This is a genomic window from Simplicispira sedimenti, assembly GCF_022760965.1.
Classification (GTDB): domain Bacteria; phylum Pseudomonadota; class Gammaproteobacteria; order Burkholderiales; family Burkholderiaceae_C; genus Simplicispira; species Simplicispira sedimenti.
Window position 1 is genome coordinate 12,168 of record NZ_JAKVIJ010000007.1, and the last position, 24,113, is coordinate 36,280.

The 24,113-nt window shown below is 63.0% G+C and carries 24 protein-coding genes; 13 read left to right on the top strand and 11 right to left on the bottom strand.

Features of this window, described 5'->3' with window-relative positions; translation table 11 throughout:
* Nucleotides 1-24: 24 nt before the first annotated feature.
* The 3 genes from MJ602_RS09085 (at nucleotide 25) to MJ602_RS09095 (ending at nucleotide 3,282) form a co-directional block, all read left to right on the top strand.
* Nucleotides 25-1,077, top strand: a complete 1,053-nt coding sequence (locus MJ602_RS09085) for a sensor histidine kinase (protein ID WP_243020506.1) — start codon at nucleotides 25-27, stop codon at nucleotides 1,075-1,077.
* Entirely contained in the window at nucleotides 1,074-1,880 is an 807-nt protein-coding gene (locus tag MJ602_RS09090) for a LytR/AlgR family response regulator transcription factor (RefSeq protein ID WP_243020508.1), read from the top strand. Before MJ602_RS09085 ends, MJ602_RS09090 begins: the two co-directional genes overlap by 4 nt.
* 139 nt (nucleotides 1,881-2,019) lie before the next feature.
* On the top strand, nucleotides 2,020-3,282 hold the full coding sequence (locus MJ602_RS09095) for a putative Na+/H+ antiporter (RefSeq protein ID WP_243020509.1): 1,263 nt from the start codon (nucleotides 2,020-2,022) through the stop codon (nucleotides 3,280-3,282).
* Between the two features lie 64 nt (nucleotides 3,283-3,346).
* Here the strand turns inward: MJ602_RS09095 and MJ602_RS09100 are convergent, their stop codons facing one another.
* Both MJ602_RS09100 and MJ602_RS09105 read right to left on the bottom strand, forming a co-directional pair.
* Nucleotides 3,347-4,258: a bifunctional GNAT family N-acetyltransferase/nucleoside diphosphate kinase regulator gene (locus MJ602_RS09100; RefSeq protein WP_243020511.1), complete on the bottom strand. Its 912-nt coding sequence runs from the start codon at nucleotides 4,256-4,258 to the stop codon at nucleotides 3,347-3,349.
* Nucleotides 4,259-4,371: 113 nt separating this feature from the next.
* The gene (locus MJ602_RS09105) at nucleotides 4,372-5,007 is read right to left on the bottom strand and encodes an ABC transporter ATP-binding protein (RefSeq protein ID WP_243020513.1); all 636 of its coding nucleotides are present in this window, start codon (nucleotides 5,005-5,007) and stop codon (nucleotides 4,372-4,374) included.
* 47 nt (nucleotides 5,008-5,054) lie between these two features.
* Here MJ602_RS09105 and MJ602_RS09110 point away from each other — a divergent pair, with 47 nt between their 5' ends.
* The 7 genes from MJ602_RS09110 (at nucleotide 5,055) to MJ602_RS09140 (ending at nucleotide 12,177) form a co-directional block, all read left to right on the top strand.
* Nucleotides 5,055-5,423, top strand: a complete 369-nt coding sequence (locus MJ602_RS09110; RefSeq protein WP_162016664.1) for a hypothetical protein — start codon at nucleotides 5,055-5,057, stop codon at nucleotides 5,421-5,423.
* Between the two features lie 127 nt (nucleotides 5,424-5,550).
* A complete protein-coding gene (locus MJ602_RS09115) occupies nucleotides 5,551-6,426 on the top strand; it encodes an ABC transporter permease subunit (RefSeq protein ID WP_162016665.1) in 876 nt (291 codons plus the stop codon).
* A 12-nt stretch (nucleotides 6,427-6,438) separates the two neighbouring features.
* The gene (locus tag MJ602_RS09120) at nucleotides 6,439-7,515 is read left to right on the top strand and encodes a branched-chain amino acid ABC transporter permease (protein WP_243020514.1); all 1,077 of its coding nucleotides are present in this window, start codon (nucleotides 6,439-6,441) and stop codon (nucleotides 7,513-7,515) included.
* Nucleotides 7,512-8,309, top strand: coding sequence for an ABC transporter ATP-binding protein (locus MJ602_RS09125; protein ID WP_243020515.1), 798 nt, complete (start codon nucleotides 7,512-7,514; stop codon nucleotides 8,307-8,309). Before MJ602_RS09120 ends, MJ602_RS09125 begins: the two co-directional genes overlap by 4 nt.
* A complete protein-coding gene (locus MJ602_RS09130; RefSeq protein ID WP_243020516.1) occupies nucleotides 8,306-9,109 on the top strand; it encodes an ABC transporter ATP-binding protein in 804 nt (267 codons plus the stop codon). The genes MJ602_RS09125 and MJ602_RS09130 overlap by 4 nt, the downstream gene beginning before the upstream one ends.
* 4 nt (nucleotides 9,110-9,113) lie before the next feature.
* A complete protein-coding gene (locus tag MJ602_RS09135) occupies nucleotides 9,114-10,967 on the top strand; it encodes an AMP-dependent synthetase/ligase (protein ID WP_243020518.1) in 1,854 nt (617 codons plus the stop codon).
* Nucleotides 10,968-10,998: 31 nt separating this feature from the next.
* Nucleotides 10,999-12,177 carry an ABC transporter substrate-binding protein gene (locus MJ602_RS09140; protein ID WP_162016670.1) on the top strand — a complete coding sequence of 393 codons (1,179 nt, stop codon included), beginning with the start codon at nucleotides 10,999-11,001 and terminating at the stop codon, nucleotides 12,175-12,177.
* Between the two features lie 89 nt (nucleotides 12,178-12,266).
* On the opposite strand, the gene MJ602_RS09145 is transcribed toward MJ602_RS09140, so the two are convergent.
* Nucleotides 12,267-13,958, bottom strand: coding sequence for an AMP-binding protein (locus tag MJ602_RS09145; RefSeq protein WP_243020520.1), 1,692 nt, complete (start codon nucleotides 13,956-13,958; stop codon nucleotides 12,267-12,269).
* 404 nt (nucleotides 13,959-14,362) lie between these two features.
* On the opposite strand from MJ602_RS09145, the gene MJ602_RS09150 reads away from it, so the two are divergent.
* Entirely contained in the window at nucleotides 14,363-14,962 is a 600-nt protein-coding gene (locus tag MJ602_RS09150; RefSeq protein WP_162016672.1) for a TRAP transporter small permease subunit, read from the top strand.
* Nucleotides 14,963-14,976: 14 nt separating this feature from the next.
* Nucleotides 14,977-16,761, top strand: coding sequence for a TRAP transporter large permease (locus MJ602_RS09155; RefSeq protein ID WP_243020522.1), 1,785 nt, complete (start codon nucleotides 14,977-14,979; stop codon nucleotides 16,759-16,761).
* A 290-nt stretch (nucleotides 16,762-17,051) separates the two neighbouring features.
* On the opposite strand, the gene aceA is transcribed toward MJ602_RS09155, so the two are convergent.
* A complete protein-coding gene (gene aceA, locus MJ602_RS09160; protein WP_162016674.1) occupies nucleotides 17,052-18,374 on the bottom strand; it encodes an isocitrate lyase in 1,323 nt (440 codons plus the stop codon).
* A 323-nt stretch (nucleotides 18,375-18,697) separates the two neighbouring features.
* Here aceA and MJ602_RS09165 point away from each other — a divergent pair, with 323 nt between their 5' ends.
* Nucleotides 18,698-19,660, top strand: a complete 963-nt coding sequence (locus MJ602_RS09165) for a DMT family transporter (RefSeq protein WP_279236050.1) — start codon at nucleotides 18,698-18,700, stop codon at nucleotides 19,658-19,660.
* Here MJ602_RS09165 and rraA read toward each other — a convergent pair.
* The 7 genes from rraA to ccoO form a co-directional block, all read right to left on the bottom strand.
* Nucleotides 19,649-20,149 (bottom strand): ribonuclease E activity regulator RraA, encoded by a 501-nt coding sequence (rraA, locus tag MJ602_RS09170; RefSeq protein ID WP_243020524.1) that lies wholly within the window; start codon nucleotides 20,147-20,149, stop codon nucleotides 19,649-19,651. The genes MJ602_RS09165 and rraA overlap by 12 nt on opposite strands.
* Before the next feature lie 12 nt (nucleotides 20,150-20,161).
* Nucleotides 20,162-20,461 carry a hypothetical protein gene (locus tag MJ602_RS09175; RefSeq protein ID WP_162016676.1) on the bottom strand — a complete coding sequence of 100 codons (300 nt, stop codon included), beginning with the start codon at nucleotides 20,459-20,461 and terminating at the stop codon, nucleotides 20,162-20,164.
* Nucleotides 20,462-20,508: 47 nt separating this feature from the next.
* Complete coding sequence (locus tag MJ602_RS09180; RefSeq protein ID WP_243020526.1) at nucleotides 20,509-20,784, bottom strand: FixH family protein; 276 nt, start codon at nucleotides 20,782-20,784, stop codon at nucleotides 20,509-20,511.
* 38 nt (nucleotides 20,785-20,822) lie between these two features.
* The gene (gene ccoG, locus MJ602_RS09185; RefSeq protein ID WP_243020527.1) at nucleotides 20,823-22,259 is read right to left on the bottom strand and encodes a cytochrome c oxidase accessory protein CcoG; all 1,437 of its coding nucleotides are present in this window, start codon (nucleotides 22,257-22,259) and stop codon (nucleotides 20,823-20,825) included.
* Nucleotides 22,260-22,379: 120 nt separating this feature from the next.
* Nucleotides 22,380-23,300, bottom strand: a complete 921-nt coding sequence (ccoP, locus tag MJ602_RS09190) for a cytochrome-c oxidase, cbb3-type subunit III (RefSeq protein WP_162016679.1) — start codon at nucleotides 23,298-23,300, stop codon at nucleotides 22,380-22,382.
* A gap of 24 nt (nucleotides 23,301-23,324) precedes the next feature.
* The gene (locus MJ602_RS09195; protein WP_162016680.1) at nucleotides 23,325-23,462 is read right to left on the bottom strand and encodes a cbb3-type cytochrome oxidase subunit 3; all 138 of its coding nucleotides are present in this window, start codon (nucleotides 23,460-23,462) and stop codon (nucleotides 23,325-23,327) included.
* A 17-nt stretch (nucleotides 23,463-23,479) separates the two neighbouring features.
* Complete coding sequence (gene ccoO, locus MJ602_RS09200) at nucleotides 23,480-24,109, bottom strand: cytochrome-c oxidase, cbb3-type subunit II (protein ID WP_162016681.1); 630 nt, start codon at nucleotides 24,107-24,109, stop codon at nucleotides 23,480-23,482.
* Between the last annotated feature and the right edge of the window lie 4 nt (nucleotides 24,110-24,113).

Consider the following 24,113-nt stretch of genomic DNA (forward strand, 5'->3'; position numbering starts at 1 on the left):
GCGCCAGCCCGCCCGTTGCCCGAGATGACATCCATCGAACTCCGCCCCCTGCTGCGCCACGGCCTGCTGTCCGCGCTGTTCTGCTGCGCCATCGCGTTGGCCCTGACCCTGGCGGGCCATGGCCCGTGGGATGTGCAACTGGTGTACTCGCTGGCCATCGGCCTGGTGTCCTGGCTGGTCATCGACCTGGGCCGCATGCTGCTGACCGGGGCGGACTGCACCGGCTGGCCCCACGGCTGGCGTGGCCTGGCGTTGATTGCCGTGGGCACCCTGGCGGGCTTTGGTGTCGGCGGGCTGGTCGGCGACGCCTACAGCGGCGCGAGCCAAGCCCTGTGGCACCACCGGGCCGGGCCTGCGACCCTGGTCATCACCGTGGTCGCGGGCATCGCCATCTCGTTCTTCTTCTACAGCCGGGCCAAGGCTGAGCACCTGCAACGGCACATGGCCCAAGCCCAGCACGAGGCCACGCAAGCGCGCCTCAAGCTGCTGGAGGCGCAGCTGGAGCCGCACATGCTGTTCAACACCCTGGCCAACCTGCGCGTGCTGGTAGGCAGCGACCCCGCGCGCGCCCAGGCCATGCTGGACCACCTGATTGCCTACCTGCGCGCCACACTCAGCGCATCGCGTGCCACGCTGCACCCATTGGCCGACGAGATGGACCGCCTGCGCGACTACCTGGAGCTGATGGCCGTGCGCATGGGGCCGCGCCTGGCCTATGCACTGGAAGTGCCCGAGGCCCTGCACGCCATTCCCGTGCCCCCGCTGCTGCTGCAACCGCTGGTGGAAAACGCCATCCGCCACGGGCTGGAGCCCCAGGTGGAAGGTGGCCGCATCACCGTGCGTGCATGCACCGACGCCAACCAGCGGCTGGTACTGGAGGTGTGCGACACCGGCGCGGGCCTGGCGGCGGGCGCACCCGCCACCTCCAGTGCACCGGGCCGCAGTTTTGGCCTGGCCCAGGTGCGTGAGCGCCTGAGCACCTTGTACGGGGACCAGGGAACTATTGAATTGATAGCGCAACCCGCAGGTGGGACGTGCGCCAGAGTCCAATTTCCTTACAAATCCACAAACCCATGACCGCCCCCCGCGCCCTGATTGCCGAAGACGAGCCCCTGCTCGCCGCCGCCCTGCAGCAGGCCCTGGCCCAGGCTTGGCCCGAACTGCAGGTGCAGGCCACCGTGGGCGATGGGCTGTCTGCCGTGCGTCAGGCGCTGGCGTTGCGGCCCGAGGTGCTGTTCTTCGACATCCGCATGCCCGGCCAGAGCGGGCTGGACGCCGCCGCCGAACTGGCCGACGCCTGGCCCGCCGACCGGCCTTTTCCGGCCCTGGTGTTCGTCACCGCCTACGACCAGTACGCCGTGCAGGCCTTTGAGGCCCAGGCGGTGGACTACCTGCTCAAGCCCGTGCAGGCAGCGCGCCTACAAAAAACAGTGCAAAAACTGCAGCTAGCGCTTACCTCACAAGCGCCAGCAGCTATCAATTTAGAAGCAACCCTGGCCCAGTTGCGCAACCTGTTGGCCGCGCCCGGATTGGCCGCACCTGCACCGCCATCCGCGCCGCTCACCGTCATCCAGGCCAGCAGCGGCAACCAAATCCACCTGGTGCCCGTGGCCGAGGTGCTCTACTTCGAGGCCGCCGACAAGTACGTGCGCGTGCTCACCACCGGGCGCGAGTACCTGATCCGCACCCCGCTGAAAGAGCTCGCCGCCCAGCTGGACGCGTCCGAGTTCTGGCAGGTGCACCGCGGCACGCTGGTGCGCGCCAGTGCCATTGCCAGCGTCACGCGCGACGAGGCCGGGCGCCTGCATCTGGCCTTGCGCCAGCGGCCCGAAACACTGGCCGTGAGCCGCCTCTACGCCCACCTGTTCAAGGCCATGTAAGGCCACGCTGAACAAAGCCCCCGCACGCACCCGCCAAACACCTGGCGGGTAAAATTCAGGCTGGGTGTACGCGCCGCAAGGGCGCGACAGGTTCATGCGCTGGTCGGGCCGCCACGCGGCTTGCCTGCGACTGGAACCCATGGAACCCACCCCCCTGCACTGGATTGCCGCTGCCCTGTTCGGCATCGCCCTGCTCCACACCTTCTCCACCAAGCAGTTCGAGCGGCTCTCGCACCGCTTTCCACGCCACGCGGGCCTGTTCCACCTGCTGGGCGAGGTGGAGGTGGTGTTCGGCTTCTGGGCCATGGTGCTCATCGTTGCCATGGCCCTGGTGGGCGGCGGCGCGCAGGCGCTGCAGTACGCCGAATCGCGCAACTACACCGAGCCGCTGTTCGTCTTTGTGGTGATGGTCATCGCCGCCTCGCGGCCCGTGCTGCGCACTGTGGTGGCCCTGGTGGACACCACGGCACGCTGGATGCCCCTGCCCACCCCCATGGCCACCGCTTGGCTGGGGCTGGCTGCCGTGCCGCTGCTGGGCTCGCTCATCACCGAGCCCGCGGCCATGACCATCGCCGCCCTCATGCTGGCGCCGCAGATCTTCCGCACCGGCGTGCCCGAGCGGCTCAAGTACCTGGCGCTGGGCGTGCTGTTCGTCAACGTGTCCATCGGCGGCACGCTCACCTCGTATGCCGCGCCGCCCGTGCTCATGGTGGCAAGCACCTGGCAGTGGGACAGCGCCTTCATGCTCGCCACCTTCGGCTGGAAGGCCGCCGTGGCCGTGCTGATCAATGCCACCGCCTGCACGTTTGTGCTGCGCAGGCACCTGCCGCACGCCAGCGCACTGGAGGCGGGCCGTCAGGCCCAGCCCCCGGTGCCCGCCGCCGTCGCGTGCGTGCACCTTCTGCTGCTGGCCGGGGTGGTGCTGTTTGCGCACCATCCGGTGGTGTTCCTCGGCCTGTTTCTGATGTTTTTGGGTTTTACCCAGGCCTACGAGCGCCACCAGAGCCCGCTGATCCTGAAGGAGGCGCTGCTCGTGGGCTTCTTCCTGGCCGGTCTGGTGGTGCTGGGCGGCATGCAGCAATGGTGGCTGCAGCCCATCGTCTCGGGCCTGGAGCCGCTGGCCCTGTTCGCGGGCGCGCTGGGCCTCACGGCCATCACCGACAACGCGGCGCTGACCTACCTGGGCTCGCTGATCGAAGGCATCTCCGACCCCGCCAAATACATGCTGGTGGCCGGGGCCGTGGCTGGCGGCGGCCTCACGGTGATTGCCAACGCACCCAACCCGGCTGGTGTGGCGCTGCTCAAGCGCGGCTTTGCAGACGAAACCATTGGCGCGGGCGGCCTGCTGCTGGGCGCGCTGGGCCCCACGGCGGTGGCGGCCACCGCCTTTCTGCTGCTCTGAAGGTGCTTGCGCTGGGCCCCAGCCTATGGCCTGTTCACACTATTTTTGCCAGTGCGAACAGGCCCTAAAGATGGAAATCGCCCGCTGCTTCCGGCTGGTACAGCACTTTTTCGATTCGGATGTGGCAGGTTCGGTTCGGAATCCGCCAGTCAAAGGCATCGCCCTCTCGGTAGCCCAGGATCGCCGTGCCGATGCCAGAGCACACCGATAGCTTTCCGGCGCGGTCGTCCGCATCCTCGGGGTACACCAGCGCGACTTCCAGCTCCTCGTCGTCCACCTGCAGCAAGGCCTTGGAGTTCATGGTGACGACGTCCTGCGCCACATTCCATGGATCGACGACGATGGCACGCTCGATCTCGTGTTCCAGCTCAAAGATGTCCGAGCCCCGTTCGAATTCGACCAGGCTTCTGAGCCTGGCCTTGTCGAACTCGGTGATGTAGATGTCGGAGGTATGGACCGCAGGGCTTTCGCGCAGGAGCCGGAGATAGCGCTCCGAGCTCATGGCGAGCGACTTCATGGTGGGCGTTTCGCTGTCCAGCACGAAACCGCTGTGCAGGAAGGCCTTGAGCGACCGCGCGTTGTCCGGGTGGATTTTGGCGATCAGCCTCTCGGCCCGCATGTCGAAGAAGGCAAGCTTCATGCCTTCGCGGATGGCGCTGGCCCCGAGCTTTCGGCCCCAGTTGTCACGATTGCCGATGACCAGGACCATTTCGCAGTCCGTGCCCGCCTTGACGAGGCGCACAAAGCCGACGGGCACGTCATGCCGGTCGTAGGCCATGAAGAACCGGCCGCCCTGGTTGAACAGATGGGTCAGGATGGGCAACTGGACGCGCCCGATGACCTGCTCGATGAAGCGGGAGACATGGCGCGAGTCGCTCAGATAGCGGGTGACGTCTTCGTCCTCCAGCCAGTCCATCAGAGTCAACGCGTTTGCCCGGGAGATCTCTGGACACAGAGAAATGAAAGGCTTGTTCATCTTCACCACCTTTGGTTTCAAGAATGAAAGCCTTTCATGGCTGCGGCCATGACGGTTCTTTCGAGTGACGTTGCATTTTAAAGCCACAAGCAAGGATGGCCAAAGGGAGGCCATCAGTCCAGCTCGGGCAATTCGATCACCGCACGCCAGGGCACGCCGTCCAGCGCCTCGTAGTGCGCCACCACCAGGGCGCGGTCGGGCGCCTGCGCCGTGTCGGCCAGCGCCTGGCACAGGTAGCGTATCGAGGCGCGGTCCAGTCCGGCCACAGGTTCGTCGATGAGTGTGAGCGGCGCCCCCGAGGCCAGGGCGGCGGCCATCAGCACCTTGCGGCGGGTGCCGGTGGAGAGCATGTAAAAGCCCTTGTCCAGGTGCGGGTGCAGGTCAAAGCCGTCCAGGTGCGTGGCCAGCGCCGGTGCGTTCCATTCGGAGTATTGCGCGGGCAGGCCTTGCAGCCAGGCCCGCACGATCAGTGCGTCCATGGCGGGCGAGCGCGGGTCGGCCCAGAACACCTGGCGGCGGTAGGCCTGCGGCGCATCGGCCAGGACCACCTGCCCCAAGCGCAGGCTGCCCGCGTTGGGCGGCAGCTCTGCGGCCAGCAGGCGCAACAGCGTGGTCTTGCCACTGCTTTCGCCACCACACACCAGCGTGGCGCCCGCACCCACGCAGGCGCTCCAGTCCAAAAACACCGGCCTGCCCGGATGGCTGAAGGTCAGGCCCTGCACCTGCAGCAGGGCGCTTGCGTTGTTCATGCTCATGTTTCCTGTTCTGTGTGTGGGCCGGGCGCACAATGCCGCGCATGGCCCTGCACTACCTCGATTTTGACTACAGCGAAGACGACGATGGCAATGGCACCTGGGACGCCATGGCGTCGGTCACGCCCACCCACCTGAGCGCTCTGCTGGCCGAGGTGGCCGAGGTGCTGCGCTGGGCGCACCGCGATTTTGGCGGCAGGCCCGCGCCGCTGGACGAAGGCGGCGACTGGGACTGGGCGCTGCACAGTCTGCACGAAGAAGGCGCTGCTCCGTGCGCACTGCACTACGACGCGGCCAGCGCCAGCGTGGTGCTGACCCCCGCCAGCCCCCTGCCCGCGCGACTGACGCTGACGCTCACACTGTGCGGCACGGCAGCCTTTGGCCAGGCGCTGCGGGCGCGTTTCGCGGTCTGACGCTGTTTGCCGCGCTGTCTCGTGCGAGACAGCACACCAGAAGTTCCAACGGAAAACCCTTAGCGACAAGCCGGGAGGCCGCCGCTATAAACCATGCACCAACCGCATCACACAAGGAGACGGTAGCGTGCAGATTCTGCAGTTGATGATCAGCGGCGTGGCGCAGGGGTGCATCTATGGCCTCATCGCGCTGGGCTTTGTGCTGATCTACAAGGGCACCGAAACGGTGAGCTTTGCCCAGGGTGAATTGATGATGCTGGGCGCCTTTCTGGGCCTGGCCTGCATGACGCTGATGGGCTTTCCGTTCTGGCTGGCCGTGCCCAGTGCCATTGCGGCCATGGCCGTCGTGGGCATGGGGCTGGAACGGGTGGTGATCCGCCCCATCCTGGGCCAACCGGCGTTCTCCATCGTGATGCTGACCATTGGCGTGGGCTACACGGCGCGCGGGCTCATCACCATGATCCCCGGCATTGGCACCGAGACCTATGTGCTGCCCGTGCCCTACAAGGACGAGATCTGGGCGGTGGGCAGCCTGGTGGTGAACGTGGAGCAGTTCGTCATCATAGCCGCCACGGCCGTGCTGTGCGTGCTGCTGTATGCGCTGTTCCGTTTCACCAAACTGGGCATTGCGATGCAGGCCTCGTCGCAAAACCAGTTGGCGGCCTATTACATGGGCATTCCGGTGCAGCGGCTCAATGGCCTGGTGTGGGCACTGGCGGCTGCGGTCGCCGCCATCGCGGGCCTGCTGCTGGCACCCATTACCTTTGTGCACGCCAACATGGGGTTCATCGGGCTCAAGGCCTTTCCGGCCGCCGTGGTAGGGGGCTTTGGCAGCCTGCCGGGCGCCATCGTGGGCGGGCTGGTGATCGGGTTGGTGGAGTCCTTTGCGGGCTTTTACCTGCCCGACGGCATCAAAGACGTGGCCGCCTATGTGGTGGTGCTCATCATGCTGATGGTCAGGCCCAACGGGCTGTTTGGCGAGAAGCTGCGCAAGAAAGTCTGACCCCCACACACCATGCGTTTCATTTTCAAAACCGACTACCGCCAGGACATCCGCCTGGCCAAGCACCCCGGCCATGTGTTCTGGTACGGCCTGCTGTCGCTGCTGCTGCTGGCCGCGCCCTGGCTGCTGGCCGAATACTGGCTGGCACAGCTGACCTTTGTGCTCATCTATGCCATCGCCGGGTTGGGGCTGATGCTGCTGGCGGGCTTTACCGGCCAGTTCTCGCTGGGCCATGCGGCCTTTCTGGGCGTGGGGGCCTACACGCAGGCCGTGCTGCTGGCGGCGGGCTGGCCGTTCTTGCTGGCGCTGGCCTGTGCGGCGGGGCTGTCTGCCGCCGTGGGCGTGGTGGTGGGTTTGCCCGCGCTGCGCGTCAAGGGCATCTACCTGGGCATGGCCACGCTGGCGTTTGGTTTCATCGTCGAGGAGGTGCTGGCACGCTGGGAGTCGGTGACCGGGGGCAACGCGGGCCTGCACGTCAAGGCACCGCAGATCATGGGCTGGTCGCTCTCGGGTGGGGAGACGTTCTACTTCCTTTGCCTGTGCATCACCGTGCTGGCCACGCTGGGCCTGCTGAACCTGCTGCGTTCGCCCACGGGGCGGGCCTTTGTGGCCATCCGCGATTCGGAGATCTCGGCGCAGAGCATGGGCATCCATCTGGCGCACTACAAGACGCTGTCGTTTGCGCTGTCTGCCGCGCTGGCGGGCGTGGCGGGGGCACTGTATGCGCACAAGCTGCAGTTCATCTCGCCCGATCAGTTCAACATCCTGCAGTCCATCGACCTGCTGCTGATGATCGTGATCGGCGGCCTGGGCTCGGTGCATGGCGTGTTCCTGGGGGCACTGTTCCTGATCTCCATGCCGCAGGCAATTGCCATGATCAAGGACTACCTGCCTGCCGCCATCGGCCAGGCGCCGGGCCTGCAGGCGGCCGTGTACGGCCTGGTGCTGATTGCCTTTGTGCTGTTCGAGCCCATGGGCCTGTACGGCCGCTGGCTCAAGGTGCGCACCTGGTTGCAGTTGTTCCCGTTCTACCGCAAGGGCATGTTCAAGCGGCAGAAGTCTTTCCAAAAATCGGATCGCCTCAAATGACGGATGTTCTTCTCAAAGCCAACGATCTGAGCGTGCGCTTTGGCGGCGTGCTGGCCGTCAACCAGGTGAGCTTCGAGGTGCGCAAGGGCGAGGTGTTCACGCTCATCGGTCCCAACGGCGCGGGCAAGACCACGGTGTTCAACCTCATCAGCCGCATCTACCAGCCCACGACGGGCGAGATCTGGTTCGAGGGCCGCAAGCTCACCGCCGAGCCTCCACACGCGATTGCGGCTCTGGGCATTGCGCGCACCTTCCAGAACATCGAACTGTTCGAGCACGCGACTGTGCTGCACAACCTGTTGATCGGGCGCCACACGCACCGACACACAGGCTTTGTGCACGACCTGTTCTTCACCCGCACCGCCCGCGAGGCAGAACTGCACTCGCGCCTGAAGGCCGAGGAGGTCATCGACCTGCTCAACCTGCAGCACTACCGCGACACCATGGTGGCTGGCCTGCCCTACGGCGTGCGCAAGGTGGTGGAACTGGCACGTGCGCTGTGCACTGAACCCAAGCTGCTGCTGCTGGACGAGCCGTCCAGCGGCCTGAACGTGGAGGAAACCGACGACATGGCGTTCTGGATCCAGGACATCCAGCAGGAGCTGGGCATCACGGTGCTGATGGTGGAGCACGACATGTCGCTGGTGTCCAAGGTATCGGACCGCGTTCTGGCCATGAACCAAGGCGAGGTGCTGGCCATGGGCACACCGCGCGAGGTGCAAACCAACCCCGCGGTGGTGGAGGCCTACCTGGGCACGGTGGACGATGTGTCTTCGCTGCGGAGGGCCGCATGAGCACGCTGACCGAACGCGACGACAGCGCCCAGCCCCCCATGCTGCGGCTGCTGAACGTGGAGAGCGCCTATGGCCCGATCAAGGCCATCCGTGGCGTGAGCCTGAAGGTGCGGCGCGGAGAGATCGCCACCGTGCTGGGCTCGAACGGAGCAGGCAAGACCACCATCCTCAAGACCATCTCGGGCATTCTGGACCCGCGCAAGGGCTCGGTGGAGTTCCAGGGCAAGGACATCACCGCCCTGGACCCAGCGCTCATCGTGCAGCAGGGCCTGTCGCATGTGCCCGAGGGGCGTGAGGTGTTTCCCCTGCTGTCGGTGCACGACAACCTGCTGATGGGCGCCTACACCCGCAAGGACCGGGACGGCGTGGCGCGCGACATGGAGATGGTCTATGGCTACTTCCCCATCCTGCGCGAGCGCGCGCAGCAGGACGCAGGGCTGCTGTCCGGCGGGCAGCAACAGATGCTGGCCATCAGCCGCGCGCTCATGGCCAACCCCGACCTGATCCTGCTGGACGAACCCAGCCTGGGCCTGAGCCCGAAGCTGACCAAGGAGATCTTCGAGATCGTGGTGCGCATCAACCGCGAGCGCGGCACAACCATCCTGCTGGTGGAGCAGAACGCCAACATGGCGCTCAATGCCTCGGACTACGGCTATGTGCTGGAGAACGGGCGCATCGTGATGGAAGACACCTGTGCCCGCCTGCGCGAGAAGGAGGACATCAAGGAGTTCTACCTCGGCATGAAGGAAACCGGCGTGCGCGGCGAGCGACGCTGGAAGAAGAAGAAAACCTGGCGGTAAAGCTATGAGCAATCTGTGGGACTTGAGCCAAATCCAGCCCGGCCGCGCCGACGTGGTGCCCGGTGACACCATCCCCGCCCTGTTCTGGAACGCGGTGCGCCAGCGCGGCGACCGGGTGTGGCTGCGGCAAAAGGAGCTGGGCATCTGGAAGAGCTGGACCTGGATGCAGACTGCCGAGGCCGTGCGCGAGATCGCCGCCGGCCTGCAGGCCCTGGGCCTGCAGCGCGGCCAGACGGCTTCCATATTGGCCAACACAGTGGTCGAATGGGTACTGGCTGACTTGGCCGTATTGAGCTGTGGCGCGGTGTCCAACGGCATCTACCCCACCGACGCAGCCTCCCAGGTGCAGTACCTGTGCGAAGACTCGTCCACCCGCATCTTGTTTGCCGAGGACGACGAGCAGCTCGACAAGGCGCTGGAAGTGCGCGAGCAGCTCCCGCTGCTGCAAAAGATCGTGGTGTTCGACATGAAGGGGCTGCGTGATCTGGACGACCCGGATGTGATCTCGCTCGACGCCCTGCGCGCGCTCGGCAGGCAATGGCTGGCAGAGCACCCCGACTGCGTGGAGCGCAGCAGCGCCGCCTGCCAGCCCGAGGACTTGGCCATTCTGGTCTATACCTCGGGTACCACCGGCAAACCCAAGGGCGCCATGCACAGCCACCGGGGCCTGGTCTATACGGCGCGCGGATTCAACACGCTGGTGGCGCAGGACGAGAACGATGAGCGCATGTGCTTTCTGCCGCTGTGCCACATTGCCGAACGCATGGGGGGCGAGTACTTTGCGCTCTACACCGGCTCGCGGCTCAACTTTGTGGAGAACCCCGAGACCATTCCCGAGAACGTGCGCGAGATTGCGCCCACGGTGTTCACTGCCGTGCCGCGTGTGTGGGAAAAGTTCTATTCCGGCGTGATGATTGCGCTCAAGGAATCGAGCGCGCTGCAGCGCGCCGCCTACGCCTGGAGCATTGGCGTGGGCACCACCATTGCCGACAAGGTGCTGGCCGGTCAACCCGTGGGCGCGGGGCTCAAGCTGCGCTTTGCGCTGGCCCGTTGGCTGGCGCTGAACAACGCACGCAAGCTCATCGGCATCCACCGTGCGCGCTTTCTGGTAACGGGCGCAGCGCCCATCTCGCCCGAGCTGATCAAGTGGTACCTGGCGCTGGGCGTGCCCATGCTGGAGGTCTGGGGCATGACCGAGACCTGCGGCGCCTCTACCGGCGTGCCTGCCACACGCATCAAGCCCGGCAGCATTGGGCCAGCGGCAGCGTTCAACGAGGTGCGGCTGGACCCGGCCACGGGTGAAATCCTGGTGCGCGGCCCCAACGTGTTCATGGGCTACCTGAACCTGCCAGAGAAGACGGCCGAAACCATCGACCAGGAGGGCTGGCTGCACACGGGCGACGTGGGTGTGGTGGACGAGGATGGGTTCTTTCGCATCACCGACCGCATGAAGGACATCATCATCACCGCCGGGGGCAAGAACATCACCCCCAGCGAGCTGGAGAACGAGCTCAAGTTCTCGCCCTACATCACCGATGCAGTGGTGATTGGCGACAAGCGCGCATACCTCACGGTGATCATCATGATCGACCAGGAAAACGTGGAGAAGTTTGCCCAGGATGCGGACATACCCTTCAGTAATTACGCCAGTTTGACGCGCGCCCCTGAGGTGCAAGAATTGATCCAGAAAGAGATCGACCGGGTGAACCAGAAGTTTGCCCGCGTCGAGCAGATCAAGAAATTCTTCCTGCTCGACACCCAGCTCACGGCGGAGGACGAAGAACTCACCCCGACCATGAAGCTCAAACGCAAGCTGGTTGAAAAGAAATACGCGGCGCAGATCGAGGCCATGTATTGACCCTTATCCATCACAACAAAGGAGACAAGGCATGAAGTTCAAGAACACCCGGCTGCTCTCGGCGCTGGCCTGCGCCATGGCATTGGCAGCCCCCACCGCGCAAGCCCAGGAAAGCCAGGGCGTGAGCAAGACGGAAATCACCCTCGGCTCCATCCAGGACCTGTCCGGTCCGCTGGCGGGCTTTGGCAAGCAGTTGCGCAACGGCATGATGCTGCGCGTGAACGAAGTCAACGAGCAGGGCGGCGTGCATGGCCGCAAGATCAACCTGCTGGTCGAGGACTCGGGCTACGACCCCAAGAAGGCCGTGCTGGCCGCACAAAAGCTGGTCAACCAGAACAAGATTTTCATGATGGTGGGCCACCTGGGCACGGCCCAGAACTTGGCCGCCATGCCGGTGCAGTTCGAGAAGAACGTGATCAACTTCTTCCCCGTGACGGCAGCGCGGGAAATGTACGAGCCTTTCCACAAGCTCAAGTACGCCTTTGCAGCGACCTATTACGACCAGATGAAGGCCGCCGTGCCCAAGCTGGTCAAGGAAAAAGGGGCCAAGAAGGTCTGCTCCATGTACCAGGACGATGAGTTCGGCCTGGAGGTGCAGCGCGGCGCCGAAGACGGCCTCAAGGCCATTGGCGTGACCATGGTGGAGAAGACCACCTTCAAGCGTGGCGCCACCGATTTCTCGTCGCAGATGGCCAAGCTCAAGGCCGCCGAGTGCGACATGGTGGTGCTGGGCACCATCATTCGCGAAACCATCGGCGGTATTGGCACCGCACGCAAACTGGGCTACAACCCGGTGTTCCTGGGCTCCAGCGCTGCGTACACCGACCTGATCCACAAGCTGGGCGGCAAGGCCATGGACGGGCTCTACGCCACCATGACGGTGCAGAACCCCTACCTGGACGACGCATCGCAGCCCATCCGCTTCTGGGCCAACAAATACAAGACGGCCTTCAACGAAGACCCGGCAGTGTTCTCCGTCTATGGCTACCTGGCGATCGACAGCTTCATCCGCGCCGCTCAAAAGGCCGGCCCGAACCTGAGCACCGACAGCTTCATCAAGTCCATGGACACGATGGAGATTCCGCGCGACATCTTCGGCAGCTCGGTACAGAAGTTCGGCCCGCAAAAGCGCCTGGGCAGCAACCTGTCGCGCCTGTCGCAGTTGCATGACGGTCGCTGGACCATCGTGTCGAACTACATCACCGAGTAAACACTCCCAGCCGCCCTATTCCGGCGGCCTGCCCCCCCAGTAAAAACGCCCGGCATGCCGGGCGTTTTTACTGGGGAGCGGGGCTGGGGTCAGGCGTTGTGCCAGATGACCTTCTTGCCGGAGTTCTCCCAACGCTCATAGTTGGCGGCGTACACGTCCTCGATGCGGTTGCGCTTGACCTTGAAGGTCGGCGTGATGAGGTCGTTGTCCACGGTCCAGGGCGTGGTGACCACGACGATGCACTGCAACTGCTCATGGGGGTCGAGCCCCACGTTGATCTGCTTGAGGTGCTGCTGCAGCGACGCCTCCAGCTTGCTGCGGTATCCCGCATCGGCCGCCTGTCCTGCGGCTTCGGCACCCAGCATGACAATGCCCAACGGCTGCCCCAGATTGGCCCCGGTGACCACGCAGGCTTCCACGGCCTCATGCGCACCCAGCTTGTCCTCGATGGGCGCAGGCGCCACGTACTTGCCCTTGGCGGTCTTGAACAAATCCTTGACGCGGCCCGTGATGTGCAGGCAGCCTTGGGCGTCAATGCGACCCTTGTCGCCCGTCTTGAGCCACCCATCGGCAGTGAACGTGGCGCTGCTGAGTTCGGGCTCCTTGTAATAGCCCAGCATCAGGGCCGGGCTGCGCATTTGAACCTCTCCGGTCTGCGGGTCGATGCGGTGCTCCACCCCATCGTACACCGGCCCCACACTGCCCTGTTGGTTCTTGCCGGGGATGGTGAGGTGTGAGACAGCGAGGTTCTCGGTCATGCCGTAGCCCTCGTTGATGTGCAGGCCAAGGCGGCTGTACCACTCCAGCAGGGCCAGCGGCATGGGCGCTGCGCCACCGGCCGCCACGCGGCACTGGTCCAGCCCCAGGGCCTTTTGCACCTTGCGCCGCACCAGCCCGCCAATCAGTGGCAGCGACAGCAGGCGCTGGAGCTTTTGCTCCGGCATCTTGTGGTGAATGCCCTGCTGAAACTTGACCCACAGGCGCGGGACCGAGAAGAAGATCGTGGGCCGGGCACGCTGCAGGTCAGCCGCGAAGGTGTCGAGCGACTCGGCAAAGTACACATGCATGCCCGTGCGCAGCCAGCCATGCTCGACCAGCACCCGCTCCACCACGTGCGCCAGCGGCAGGTACGACAGCATGCGGTCTTGCTCGTTCATCGCAATGCGCTGAATGCCTGCGCCCAGCGCCCAGGCAAAGTTGCCAAAGGTGTGCATCACCCCCTTGGGCATGCCTGTGGTGCCGGAGGTGTAGATCAGGGTGGCCAGTTCGTCGGCACCGCGCGTGGGCTGCCCTTGCAGGGGTTGCGTGCCGGCACAGATGGCGTCCCAGCCCTTGTAGTTCTTGATGGCGTCGGCGGGTGAAAGCGGATAGCTGATGCACGGCATGCCCTCGGGCACACCGGGCTTCATGCCTTCCCAGCCGTCGAGCTTGCCGATAAAGCAGGCTTTGGCCTCGCTGTGCGTGAGGATCTGGCGCACCGTATCGTGCGCCAGTGTGGGATACAGCGGAACAGACACATAGCCGGCCATCCAGATGGCCAGGTCACTCATCAACCACCAGGCACAGTTCTTGGACAGGATGGCCACGCGCGAACCAGGCTCCCAGCCCTGTGCCTGCAGATAGGCCGCCATACGGCGCACTTGTTCACCCACCTGCGCCCAGGTGAAATCCTGAACTGCGGCGCCGCCCATGGGCTGCGTCAGGGCCACACGTGTGGGCGCCGCGGTTTCCCAGTGGTACAGGCGCTGAAGGGCCAGGGAGGCGGGGGGAACGTTGCTCATGGACGGCTGACTCCTATCGACATCAAAAAAAGAGGTGTCCTACAGGTGACACCTCGCTGCGGGCCAGTATAGATTTGCCGCTTTCAGATTCATGGGGCCTGCGCTCTAAAGGAACTAGCGATTTACCCTCATTGCAGCGGCCGATGCAGCGTGTCACCGTGGCGCCTCGGTGACCACAAAAATACCCTGGGTTCGCGACCGACACCCGCTCAGTAGTTACCCTGATTGCTAGCAAATATGTAGCATCAAATGCAGGCCAAAAGAGCCTTGCAGAGCGTCACGCAACCGTCAGACTCGGTTGATGACGCTCCGTAGAATGGCGCCCGTATTCCAGAAGTGCCCCTGCATGCTGTTGGTCGAGCGGGGCACCGTGTTCTGAATGTTCATTGATGATGGGAGACTCCATGCAGGCTTTACTCAGGTTCTCAAGAGGAGTGGACTGGCTCAGCGCCCAGATCGGCAAATACGTCGTCTGGCTGATCCTCGCGTCCACGGTGATCAGCGCGCTCAACGCCGTGGTGCGCAAAGCGCTCAACACCAGTTCGAATGCATTTTTGGAGGTGCAGTGGTATCTGTTCGCGGCATCGTTCCTGATTGCCGCGGGCTACACCTTGCTCAACGGTGAACACGTGAAAATCGATGTGGTCACCAGCCGCCTGTCCAAACGCGCGCAGATCGGTATCGACATTTTTGGTTTTGTCTGCTTCCTCACGCCCATGTGCGTGGCGGTGCTGTGGTACAGCATTCCCTTCTTCCTGCGCGCCTATGCGTCGGGCGAGATGTCGAACAACGCCGGCGGCCTGATCCGCTGGCCCGTGTACCTGGTGTTGCCGCTGGGTTTTGGCTTGTTGCTGCTCCAGGGCTGGTCTGAACTCATCAAGCGCATCGCGTTCCTGCAAGGCCTGATCGAAGACCCGACCGTCAAGAAACAGGAAAAGACGGCCGAGGAAGAACTCGCCGAGTCCATCCGCCGCCTGGCTGAAGCCGCCGGCAACAAGAACTGAGCGGGGCGCACACCATGGAATTCATTGCTCACAACCTCGCCCCGATCATGTTCGCGGGGCTTATCGTCTTCCTGCTGATGGGCTTTCCCGTGGCTTTCAGCCTTGGGGCCTGCGGTCTTTTCTTCGCCTTCATCGGCATCGAGCTGAATGTGCTGCCCGAAGCCTTGATGCAGGCATTGCCGCTGCGCATCTTCGGCATCATGCAGAACGACACGCTCTTGGCCATTCCATTCTTCACGCTCATGGGACTGATCCTTGAGCGCTCGGGAATGGCCGAAGACCTGCTGGAAACCATTGGCCAGCTCTTCGGCCCCGTGCGCGGTGGTCTGGCGCTCGCCGTGATCTTTGTGGGAACGCTGCTGGCAGCCACTACCGGGGTGGTGGCCGCATCGGTCATCTCCATGGGCCTGATCTCCCTGCCCATCATGCTGCGCTACGGCTACGACCGACGCCTGGCCTCTGGCGTGATTGCGGCCTCGGGCACTCTCGCGCAGATCATTCCACCCTCCTTGGTGCTGATCATTCTGGCCGACCAGCTGGGCCGCTCGGTGGGCGACATGTACAAGGGCGCTTTTGTGCCTGGCTTGATGCTGTGCGGCTTCTATGCGCTGTATGTCATCCTGATCGCCATCTTCAAGCCCCAGTGGGCTCCTGCGCTCCCCCCCGAAGCGCGCACGCTCAAAGAAGACAACGGCGACACCGGCCTGCCTTCGCTGCTGGTGCTCACGACACTGTGTACTGCGGCATCCGTCTATGTGGGCAAGAACATGGCCGCGCTGCACACCTGGTGGACCGGTGAAGCCGTGGAGAAGGTGGCCCTCGATGAAACCATCGTCGTTGCCATGTGCTTCGGCGTGGCCCTGGCCTTCATCGCTGCCAGCGTCAACAGGATCACCCGCATGGGCCTGCTGTCGCGCATGGCTGAGCGCGTGACCTTCGTGCTGATTCCGCCGCTGCTGCTGATCTTCCTGGTGCTGGGCACCATCTTCCTGGGTGTGGCCACCCCCACCGAAGGTGGCGCGATGGGTGCCATGGGCGCCATCATCATTGCGTTCCTGCGCCGCCGTTTGAGCTTTGACCTGCTCAAGCAGGCTGTGACCACCACCACCAAACTGTCCTGCTTTGTGGTGTTCATCCTGGTGGGTGCGACCATGTTCGGCCTCACGTTCCAGGGCGTGGATGGCCCCATCTGGGTGGAACACCTGCTGACCGGCCTGCCCGGTGGCCAACTGGGCTTCCTGATCGTGGTGAACATCATGATCTTCTTCCTGGCGTTCTTCCTGGACTTCTTTGAGCTGTCCTTCATCGTGGTGCCGCTGCTGGCACCCGTGGCACAGAAACTGGGCATCGACCTGATCTGGTTTGGCGTGCTGCTGGGTGTGAACATGCAGACCTCGTTCATGCACCCGCCCTTTGGCTTTGCGTTGTTCTATCTGCGCAGCGTGGCTCCGGCGAAGGAGTACGAGGACAGGATCACCAAGAAAATGATCCCGCCCGTCACCACCATGCAGATCTACTGGGGCGCCGTCCCATTCGTGGTGATTCAGCTCATCATGGTCAGCTTGATCATTGCCTTCCCGGGCATTGTGTCCAGCGGCCTGGACAAGCAAGAGGTGTACGACCTGGACAAGGTGCGGATGGAAATGGAAGCTGCCATGCCCGATGTGCCTGCCCCGGACTTCGTAGATCCCGCATCGGACGCAGAAGGTGCGCCTGCAGAAGGCGAGGAAGGCGCTGCCGACGACCCGCTCAAGGCCTTGCAGGACTCGCTCGACAAGGACGGCAACAAGAAGCCCTGAGAACCGCAGTGGTCGCCGGGAAACAGCCCGGCCCACGCTGCAAACGAAAGCACGATCAAAAGCCACCCTGCGGGGTGGCTTTTCTATTGCGGCGGCAAGCCATGCAAGGCGCGTTTCGTCGTCACGCGGCCCAGACCTGAAAGACTGCCGATGCAGAACAGGGCCTTGCCACCACCGATGGCGTGAGGCAGCCTCCACCTGCGGAAATGGGAGAAGCAAAAAAGCCACCTGATACCGAGGCATCAGATGGCTTGTTGCCAAGGCGCCCTGCAGGGCGCCAGGGACTCAGATCAGTGGAACTGCTCTTCTTCGGTGGAGCCGGTCAGGGCCTTCACGCTGGAAGAACCGCCCTGGATCACGGTGGTCACGTCGTCGAAGTAGCCTGCGCCCACTTCTTGCTGGTGCGACACAAAGGTGTAGCCCTTCTCACGTGCTGCGAACTCGGGTTCTTGCACCATGTTGACGTAGTGCTTCATGCCTTCGCCGCGAGCGTAGGCGTGGGCGAACTGGAAGGTGTTGAACCAGTTGATGTGGATACCGGCCAGCGTGATGAACTGGTACTTGTAGCCCAGTGCGGACAGCTCTTCCTGGAAGGCAGCGATCTGCGAGTCGTTGAGGTTCTTCTTCCAGTTGAAGGAAGGCGAGCAGTTGTACGACAGCAGCTTGCCGGGGCAAGAAGCGTGCACGGCCTGGGCAAATTCGCGGGCGAAGCCGATGTCAGGCACGCCGGTCTCGCACCACACCAAGTCGGCGTAGGGAGCGTAGGCCACGCCACGGCTGATGGCTTGCTCCAGGCCGTTCTTCACGCGGTAGAAGCCTTCTTGCGTACGCTCGCCGGTCAGGAAGGGCTTGTCGTTGGCGTCGTAGTCGCTGGTCAGCAGGTTGGCGGCTTCAGCGTCGGTACGGGCCAGAACGATGGTGGGCACGCCCATCACGTCGGCAGCAAAACGGGCAGCGATCAGCTTTTCGATGGCTTCCTGCGTGGGCACCAGCACCTTGCCACCCATGTGGCCGCACTTCTTGACGGCTGCGAGCTGGTCTTCGAAGTGAACGCCGGCAGCACCTGCGGCGATCATGTTCTTCATCAGTTCAAAGGCGTTGAGCACGCCACCGAAACCGGCTTCTGCGTCGGCCACGATGGGCAGGAAGTAGTCCACGAAATTCTCGTCGCCGGGGTTGATGCCACGGCCCCACTGGATTTCGTCAGCGCGCTTGAACGTGTTGTTGATGCGGCGCACCATGGTGGGCACCGAGTCGTAGGCGTACAGCGACTGGTCGGGGTACATGGTTTCGGAGGTGTTGCCGTCGGCGGCGACTTGCCAGCCCGACAGGTACACGGCTTCCAGACCTGCCTTGGCCTGCTGCATGGCCTGACCAGCGGTGATGGCACCGAAAGCATTGACGTAGCCCTTCTTGGCGCCGCCGTTGACCTTGGCCCACAGCTTCTCAGCACCGTTCTTGGCCAGCGTGTACTCAGGCTGCATGCTGCCGCGCAGGCGCACCACGTCGGCGGCGCTGTAGCCACGCTTCACCAGCTTCCAACGGGGGTTTTCAGCCCAGTCTTTTTCCAGGGCGGCGATCTGCTGTTCGCGGGTCAGGGTCTTGTTTGTCATGGGGAGTCACTCCATCGGTTGATTGAAAAACGGTAGCCATCAGTGCTGGCGATCCATGGCTCTACTTTAAGTCTTCTATAAGACTTGCGCAACATCTTATGTCTTATACAAGACATATTTTTTATCATTGCAAATCAATGGCTTATCTGCGCAGTTTCTGAATGTGAAAAATTATTTCTCGTATTGAGAAAAATTCGATGCCGAGAAGTATTGTTTTTCCGCATTACGAAAATAAATATTCGCCATATGAAAAATGCGGCGTGGCTGAGCCGATCCACAGACATGCTTCAGGCATGATGCCCGCTGTTTGTGACCACCCCACCATGACCCGCCCCGCCACCCCCGCTCCGAGCCTGCCTGCCGCCTACGCCTGCCTGGCGCTGAGCATGTCCCTGGTCGGGAGCTATGTGGCCTTGTCCAAGCCCCTGGCCGCGGTGCTTCCGGTGTTCTTGCTGGCCTGGATGCGCTTTGGCATTGGCGCAGTGGCCATGCTGCACTGGCTGCGCAAACCGGCCGATGAGCCCGTCTTGTCGCAACACACGCGGGGGTTACTGTTCCTGGAGTCTTTGCTGGGCAATTTTCTGTTCACGGTGTGCATGATCTACGGCGTGAGCCTGACCAGCGCAGTGACCGCCGGTGTGATCATGGCGGGTATTCCCGCCGCAGTGGCGTTGATGAGCTGGGCGTTTCTGCGCGAACGCATCGCACCGCGCACCTGGTTTGCCGTGGCCCTGGCGGTCGCGGGCATTGTCCTGTTTGCACTATCAAAAGATGAGCGCCTTGCGCATACTGCATCTGCCCTAGAGGCGGAAAACACTCAAAACAAGGTGTGGCTAGGGTACCTGCTCCTGCTGGGCGCCGTGGTCTGTGAGGCGGCGTATTCGGTGATCGGCAAGAAGCTGACCGGAACCCTGGGGCCACGCCGCATCACCTCGCTCATCAATCTGTGGGGATTTGCGCTGTCCACCCCCCTGGGGCTCTACCACGCCTTGCAGTTTGACTTTGCCGGTGTGGGGATCGGCATGTGGCTGCTTCTGCTGTTCTATGCCCTGGCCGCCTGCGTATGGACGGTGTGGCTCTGGATGACGGGACTCAAGGCGGTGCCCGCGGCACAAGGCGGGGTGTTCACGGTGTTCCTGCCGCTCAGCGCCACGCTGGTGGGTGTGGCGGCGCTGGGCGAGCACCTCAACAGCATGCAGTGGCTGGCCTTTGGCATCGCTCTGGCCAGCGTGGTGCTGGCCACCCTGCCCTCGCGCCTGGCGTGGCGCGTGGGCTCAGGCCAGTGACGTGGCGCTGATGACGATGCCGTCGGCGTCGGCATAAAGCCAGTCGCCCGGCTGGACGCGAACGCCCTGGATCTGCACCACCACGTCGCGCTGGCCTTCGTTGCGCTTTTCAGTGGGCAGCGGCATGAGGCCCAGGGCGCGGATGCCCACACCGGTGGCATTGAGTTCCGCCACATCGCGCACGCAGCCGTCCACCACAATGCCGGCCCAGCCGTTGCGCGCTGCGGCGGCGGCCAGGTTGCCCCCCACCAGCGCCCGGCGCAGCGAGCCGCCTCCATCAACCACCAACACGCGGCCCTGGCCGGGCGAGTCCACGGCGGCCTTGACGAGGGTGTTGTCCTCGAAACACTTGACGGTACTCACAGGCCCAGCGAAGGCAGGCCTGGCGCCGTAGCTGGCAAACACCGGGGGCAAGACACGGAATTGGCCCGAGGTATCGGCCTTGTGCTGGTCGCAGAAATCGCAGGTGCTGAATGGTGAGTGGCTCATGTTCTAGGCAGGTCAATGTTCCGTGGGCAGATTCTTGTGGCAGGCATCGGGGCGCTGCGCCGTCGGCACCGGACATCGATTGAGTTCGAAAGGCGAGGCTGCCAGCAAGGTGGTCAATGCGCTGGACACCATGGTGATGATCCAGAACACAAAGAAGGCCGCAGTGTAGATGGCTTCACGCGACCATTCGACATGGGCGCCATTGAGCCACTGCAGGTCGTGCGGATCCACCATGGCAAAAACCAGCATTTCCAGAACGCCCGCCATCAGAAAGGCGGGCCAGGCAATCCACATCAGGCGTTGGCTCCACATCGGTCTTGTCTCCTTGGTTGCGCTGCCGAACAAAACACCCGCAGCGGCTAGCGAGGTTGATCCTGGGCAGGGGTGGCTGCGTGATTGCGGCCTTTGAGCGCAGGCACCAGACTCTTTTCTGGCTCCTGCAGGCGCTCATTGATCTCAATGCCGCGGCGGTAGTAGTCTTCGGCGATCACCGGATCGGGCGTGCGCACCGCTAGCCACAGTGTGGTGAACCCAGCCACCACAACGATCAGCGGCCCGCCTACGACCATCCACATGTAGCCGTGTTTCCACCAGGGGCCACTTTGGGGCGGTTTTTCAGTTTTTTGGGGGTCCATGCTTTTACCTTGGCAGAAATGTCACGGGAATGGCGGGCTCACTGGCGAGGAACCAGGAAGACGGATTTCTCAAGCACCTTCGCACCGGACTCCACGGCCAGGACTTCGAAGCGCACCGGGTGCGAGCCCTCGGGAAGGCTGCCATACGGAACATGCACCTGCACCACCACCCAACGTGATTGCGCAGGCTCGATCACATACTCAGGCTCTGCAACCAGTTGCGCGCCCTCCAGCCCACTGACGGAAAGACGGTAATGCTGGGAGACCTCCGTGGCGTTCATGATCTGGAGGCGGTAGATGTTCTCCAACTTGCCTCCGGCCACAATGCGCGCCAGCGCAGCGCGATCACGCACCACATCGACCTTGAAGGGCGTACGCACGGCCAGACTCAACAGCATGCCCAACGACAGTGCCACCAAGATGCCCGAATAGATCAGCACCCGTGGTCGCATCACACGCTTCAGAATCTCAACCTTGCCCCAGCCGCGCGACACGCCGTTCTGGGTGGAGAAGCGGATCAACCCCCTCGGGTACTGCATCTTGTCCATCACCGTATTGCAGGCATCGACGCACAGGCCGCAGCCGATGCACTCATACTGCAAGCCATTGCGGATATCGATCCCCACCGGGCACACCTGGACGCACAAGGTGCAGTCGATGCAATCGCCCAGACCCTTGGCTTTGTAGTCCACGGTCTTGGTCCGAGGGCCGCGTGGCTCTCCCCGTGCTTCGTCGTAGGTGACGATCAGGGTGTCGCGATCGAACATCGCGCTCTGGAAGCGTGCGTAGGGACACATGTACTTGCACACCTGCTCACGCAGGAAACCTGCGTTGCCGTAGGTGGCAAAACCGTAAAACAGGACCCAGAAAATCTGCCAGGTACCCTGGAGCGCCATCAGCTCGCCGCCCAGCTGGCGAATGGGCACAAAGTAGCCGACAAAGGTAAAGCCCGTCCACACCGAGACGGCAATCCACAAGAACTGCTTGACCGTCTTCTTCCAGATCTTCTCGAAGGTCCACGGGCTGCCGTCAAGTCGCAGACGGGCACTGCGATCGCCTTCGATCTTGTGCTCTATCCACATGAAGATTTCGGTGTACACCGTCTGCGGACAGGCAAACCCACACCAGAGACGCCCGGCCACCGCAGTGAACAAGAACAGCGCCAGCGCCGAGATGATGAGCAGCGTGGTCAGGTAGATGAAGTCCTGCGGATACAGAACCAGACCAAACAGATAGAACCTGCGCGCACCCAGATCGAACAGCATGATCTGCCGCTCGCCCCACTGAAGCCAAGGCAGGCCGTAGAAAACAATCTGGGTGAAAAACACCAAGATCCACCGCCAGCGCGCGAAATAGCCACTGATCGAACGCGGATAGACCTTCTTTTGCGCTTCGTACAGTGACGCGATCTCGTTCTGAGGATCTGCCGAAGCGATAGGGATGACCTTGCGGGGTTTCCCGCTGGGGGTATTCATGGTGCAGTGCTCATAGTGCAGAAATAGACGCAGTGGATTGGACTACGTCCTGATTAACCCGACGCGCACAAGGCCTGCACACTTTGCGCGCGCCGCAGACAGGCCCCGAGGGGCCTGTATTCAGCGCTTGGCTGCGGCACCGGGCTTGTTCGACAGACCCCACACGTAGGCGGTCAGCACCCCAAGCTGGGCTTCGGTCAGTTTGCCTGCCTGCGCAGGCATTTGGTTGGTTTTGCCTTGGTTGATCATGGTGGTGATCGCGGCTTCACCCCAGCCATGCAGCCAGATATCGTCGGTCAGATTGGGGGCACCCAGCGCCTGATTGCCCTTGCCGTCCGGCCCATGGCAAGCAGCGCAAGCCGCAAAATGTTCCTTGCCCAAATTGGCACGCAGCGAGTCATGCGGGCTGTTCGACAGGCTCATCACGTAATGGGCCAGGTTGCGCACATTTTCAGCAGAACCCACCGCGTCACCCATGGGAGGCATCATGCCCATGCGACCCTGGTGCAGGGTTTCACGGATCGTCTCGGGAGAGCCGCCGTACAGCCAATCACCATCAGTCAGGTTGGGGAAGCTCTTGCCACCGCGCGCGTCAGAGCCGTGGCACTGCGCACAGTTGTTCATGAACAGGCGCTCGCCAATGGCCATGGCTTGCGCGTCAGCGGCAATTTCTTCTGGCTTCATCGAGGCAAAGCGTGCATAGACAGGCTCAATCTCGGCATTGCCTTTGTCCATTTCGCGCTTGTACTCACCTACCTGGGACCAACCCAACTGTCCGGAGAACTTGCCCAGCCCGGGATACATGGCCAGGTAAAGAAAACCGAAAACGATGGTGATCACGAACAGCCACATCCACCACCGTGGCATGGGGTTGTTCATCTCGGTCAGGTCCTCGTCCCAGACGTGGCCGGTAGTGTTGTCCGCGGTAGAAGCGACTTTCTTGCGCGCCGTAATAACGAGCAGAATCAGACAGGCGATGATGCTGATGACCGTGACACCGGCCACAAACACCGACCAGAAATTACTGGTGAAATCACTCATGGTTTGTTCTCGTTCTGGTGGGTTTCATTCTTGTTGGAAAGGCAGTTGGGCTGCCTCTTCGAACCGCTCCCGGTTGCTGCGTGCATACGCCCACAGAGCGATGCCGATGAAGCAGCCAAACGACAGCAGCGTGACGATGACGCGCATGGTGGTAGTGTCCATGATGGCCCTTTCTACGCTTACTTGAGTGCGCGTCCCATGCCCTGCAGGTAGGCAATGAGGGCTTCCATCTCGGTCTTGCCCTTCACTTCATCTGCGGCAGCGGCAATCTGCTCGTCGGTGTAGGGAACACCCACGGTACGCAGCGCCTTCATGCGCGGAGCCACATCAGCCGGATTGATCTGGTTCTTCTCCAGCCAGGGGTAGCCAGGCATGTTGGACTCGGGCACCACGTTGCGTGGGTTGACCAGGTGGATGCGATGCCATTCATCGCTGTACTTGCCACCCACACGGTGCAGGTCGGGGCCGGTACGCTTGCTACCCCATTGGAAGGGGTGGTCATACACGAACTCACCTGCCACCGAGTAGTGACCGTAACGCAGCGTCTCCGCGCGGAAGGGACGGATCATCTGCGAGTGGCAGTTGTAGCAGCCCTCGCGGATGTAGATGTCGCGCCCCATCAGCGGCAGCGCTGCGTAAGGCTCCACCCCCTTGACCGGCTCTGTGGTGGACTTCTGGAAGAACAACGGAACAATTTCAACCAGACCGCCCACGGCGATCACCAGGACGATCAGAACGATCATCAGGAAGTTGTTGGTTTCGACCTTCTCGTGGGTGAAACCGCTGGAGGATTGTTGGTTTTGAGACATGAAT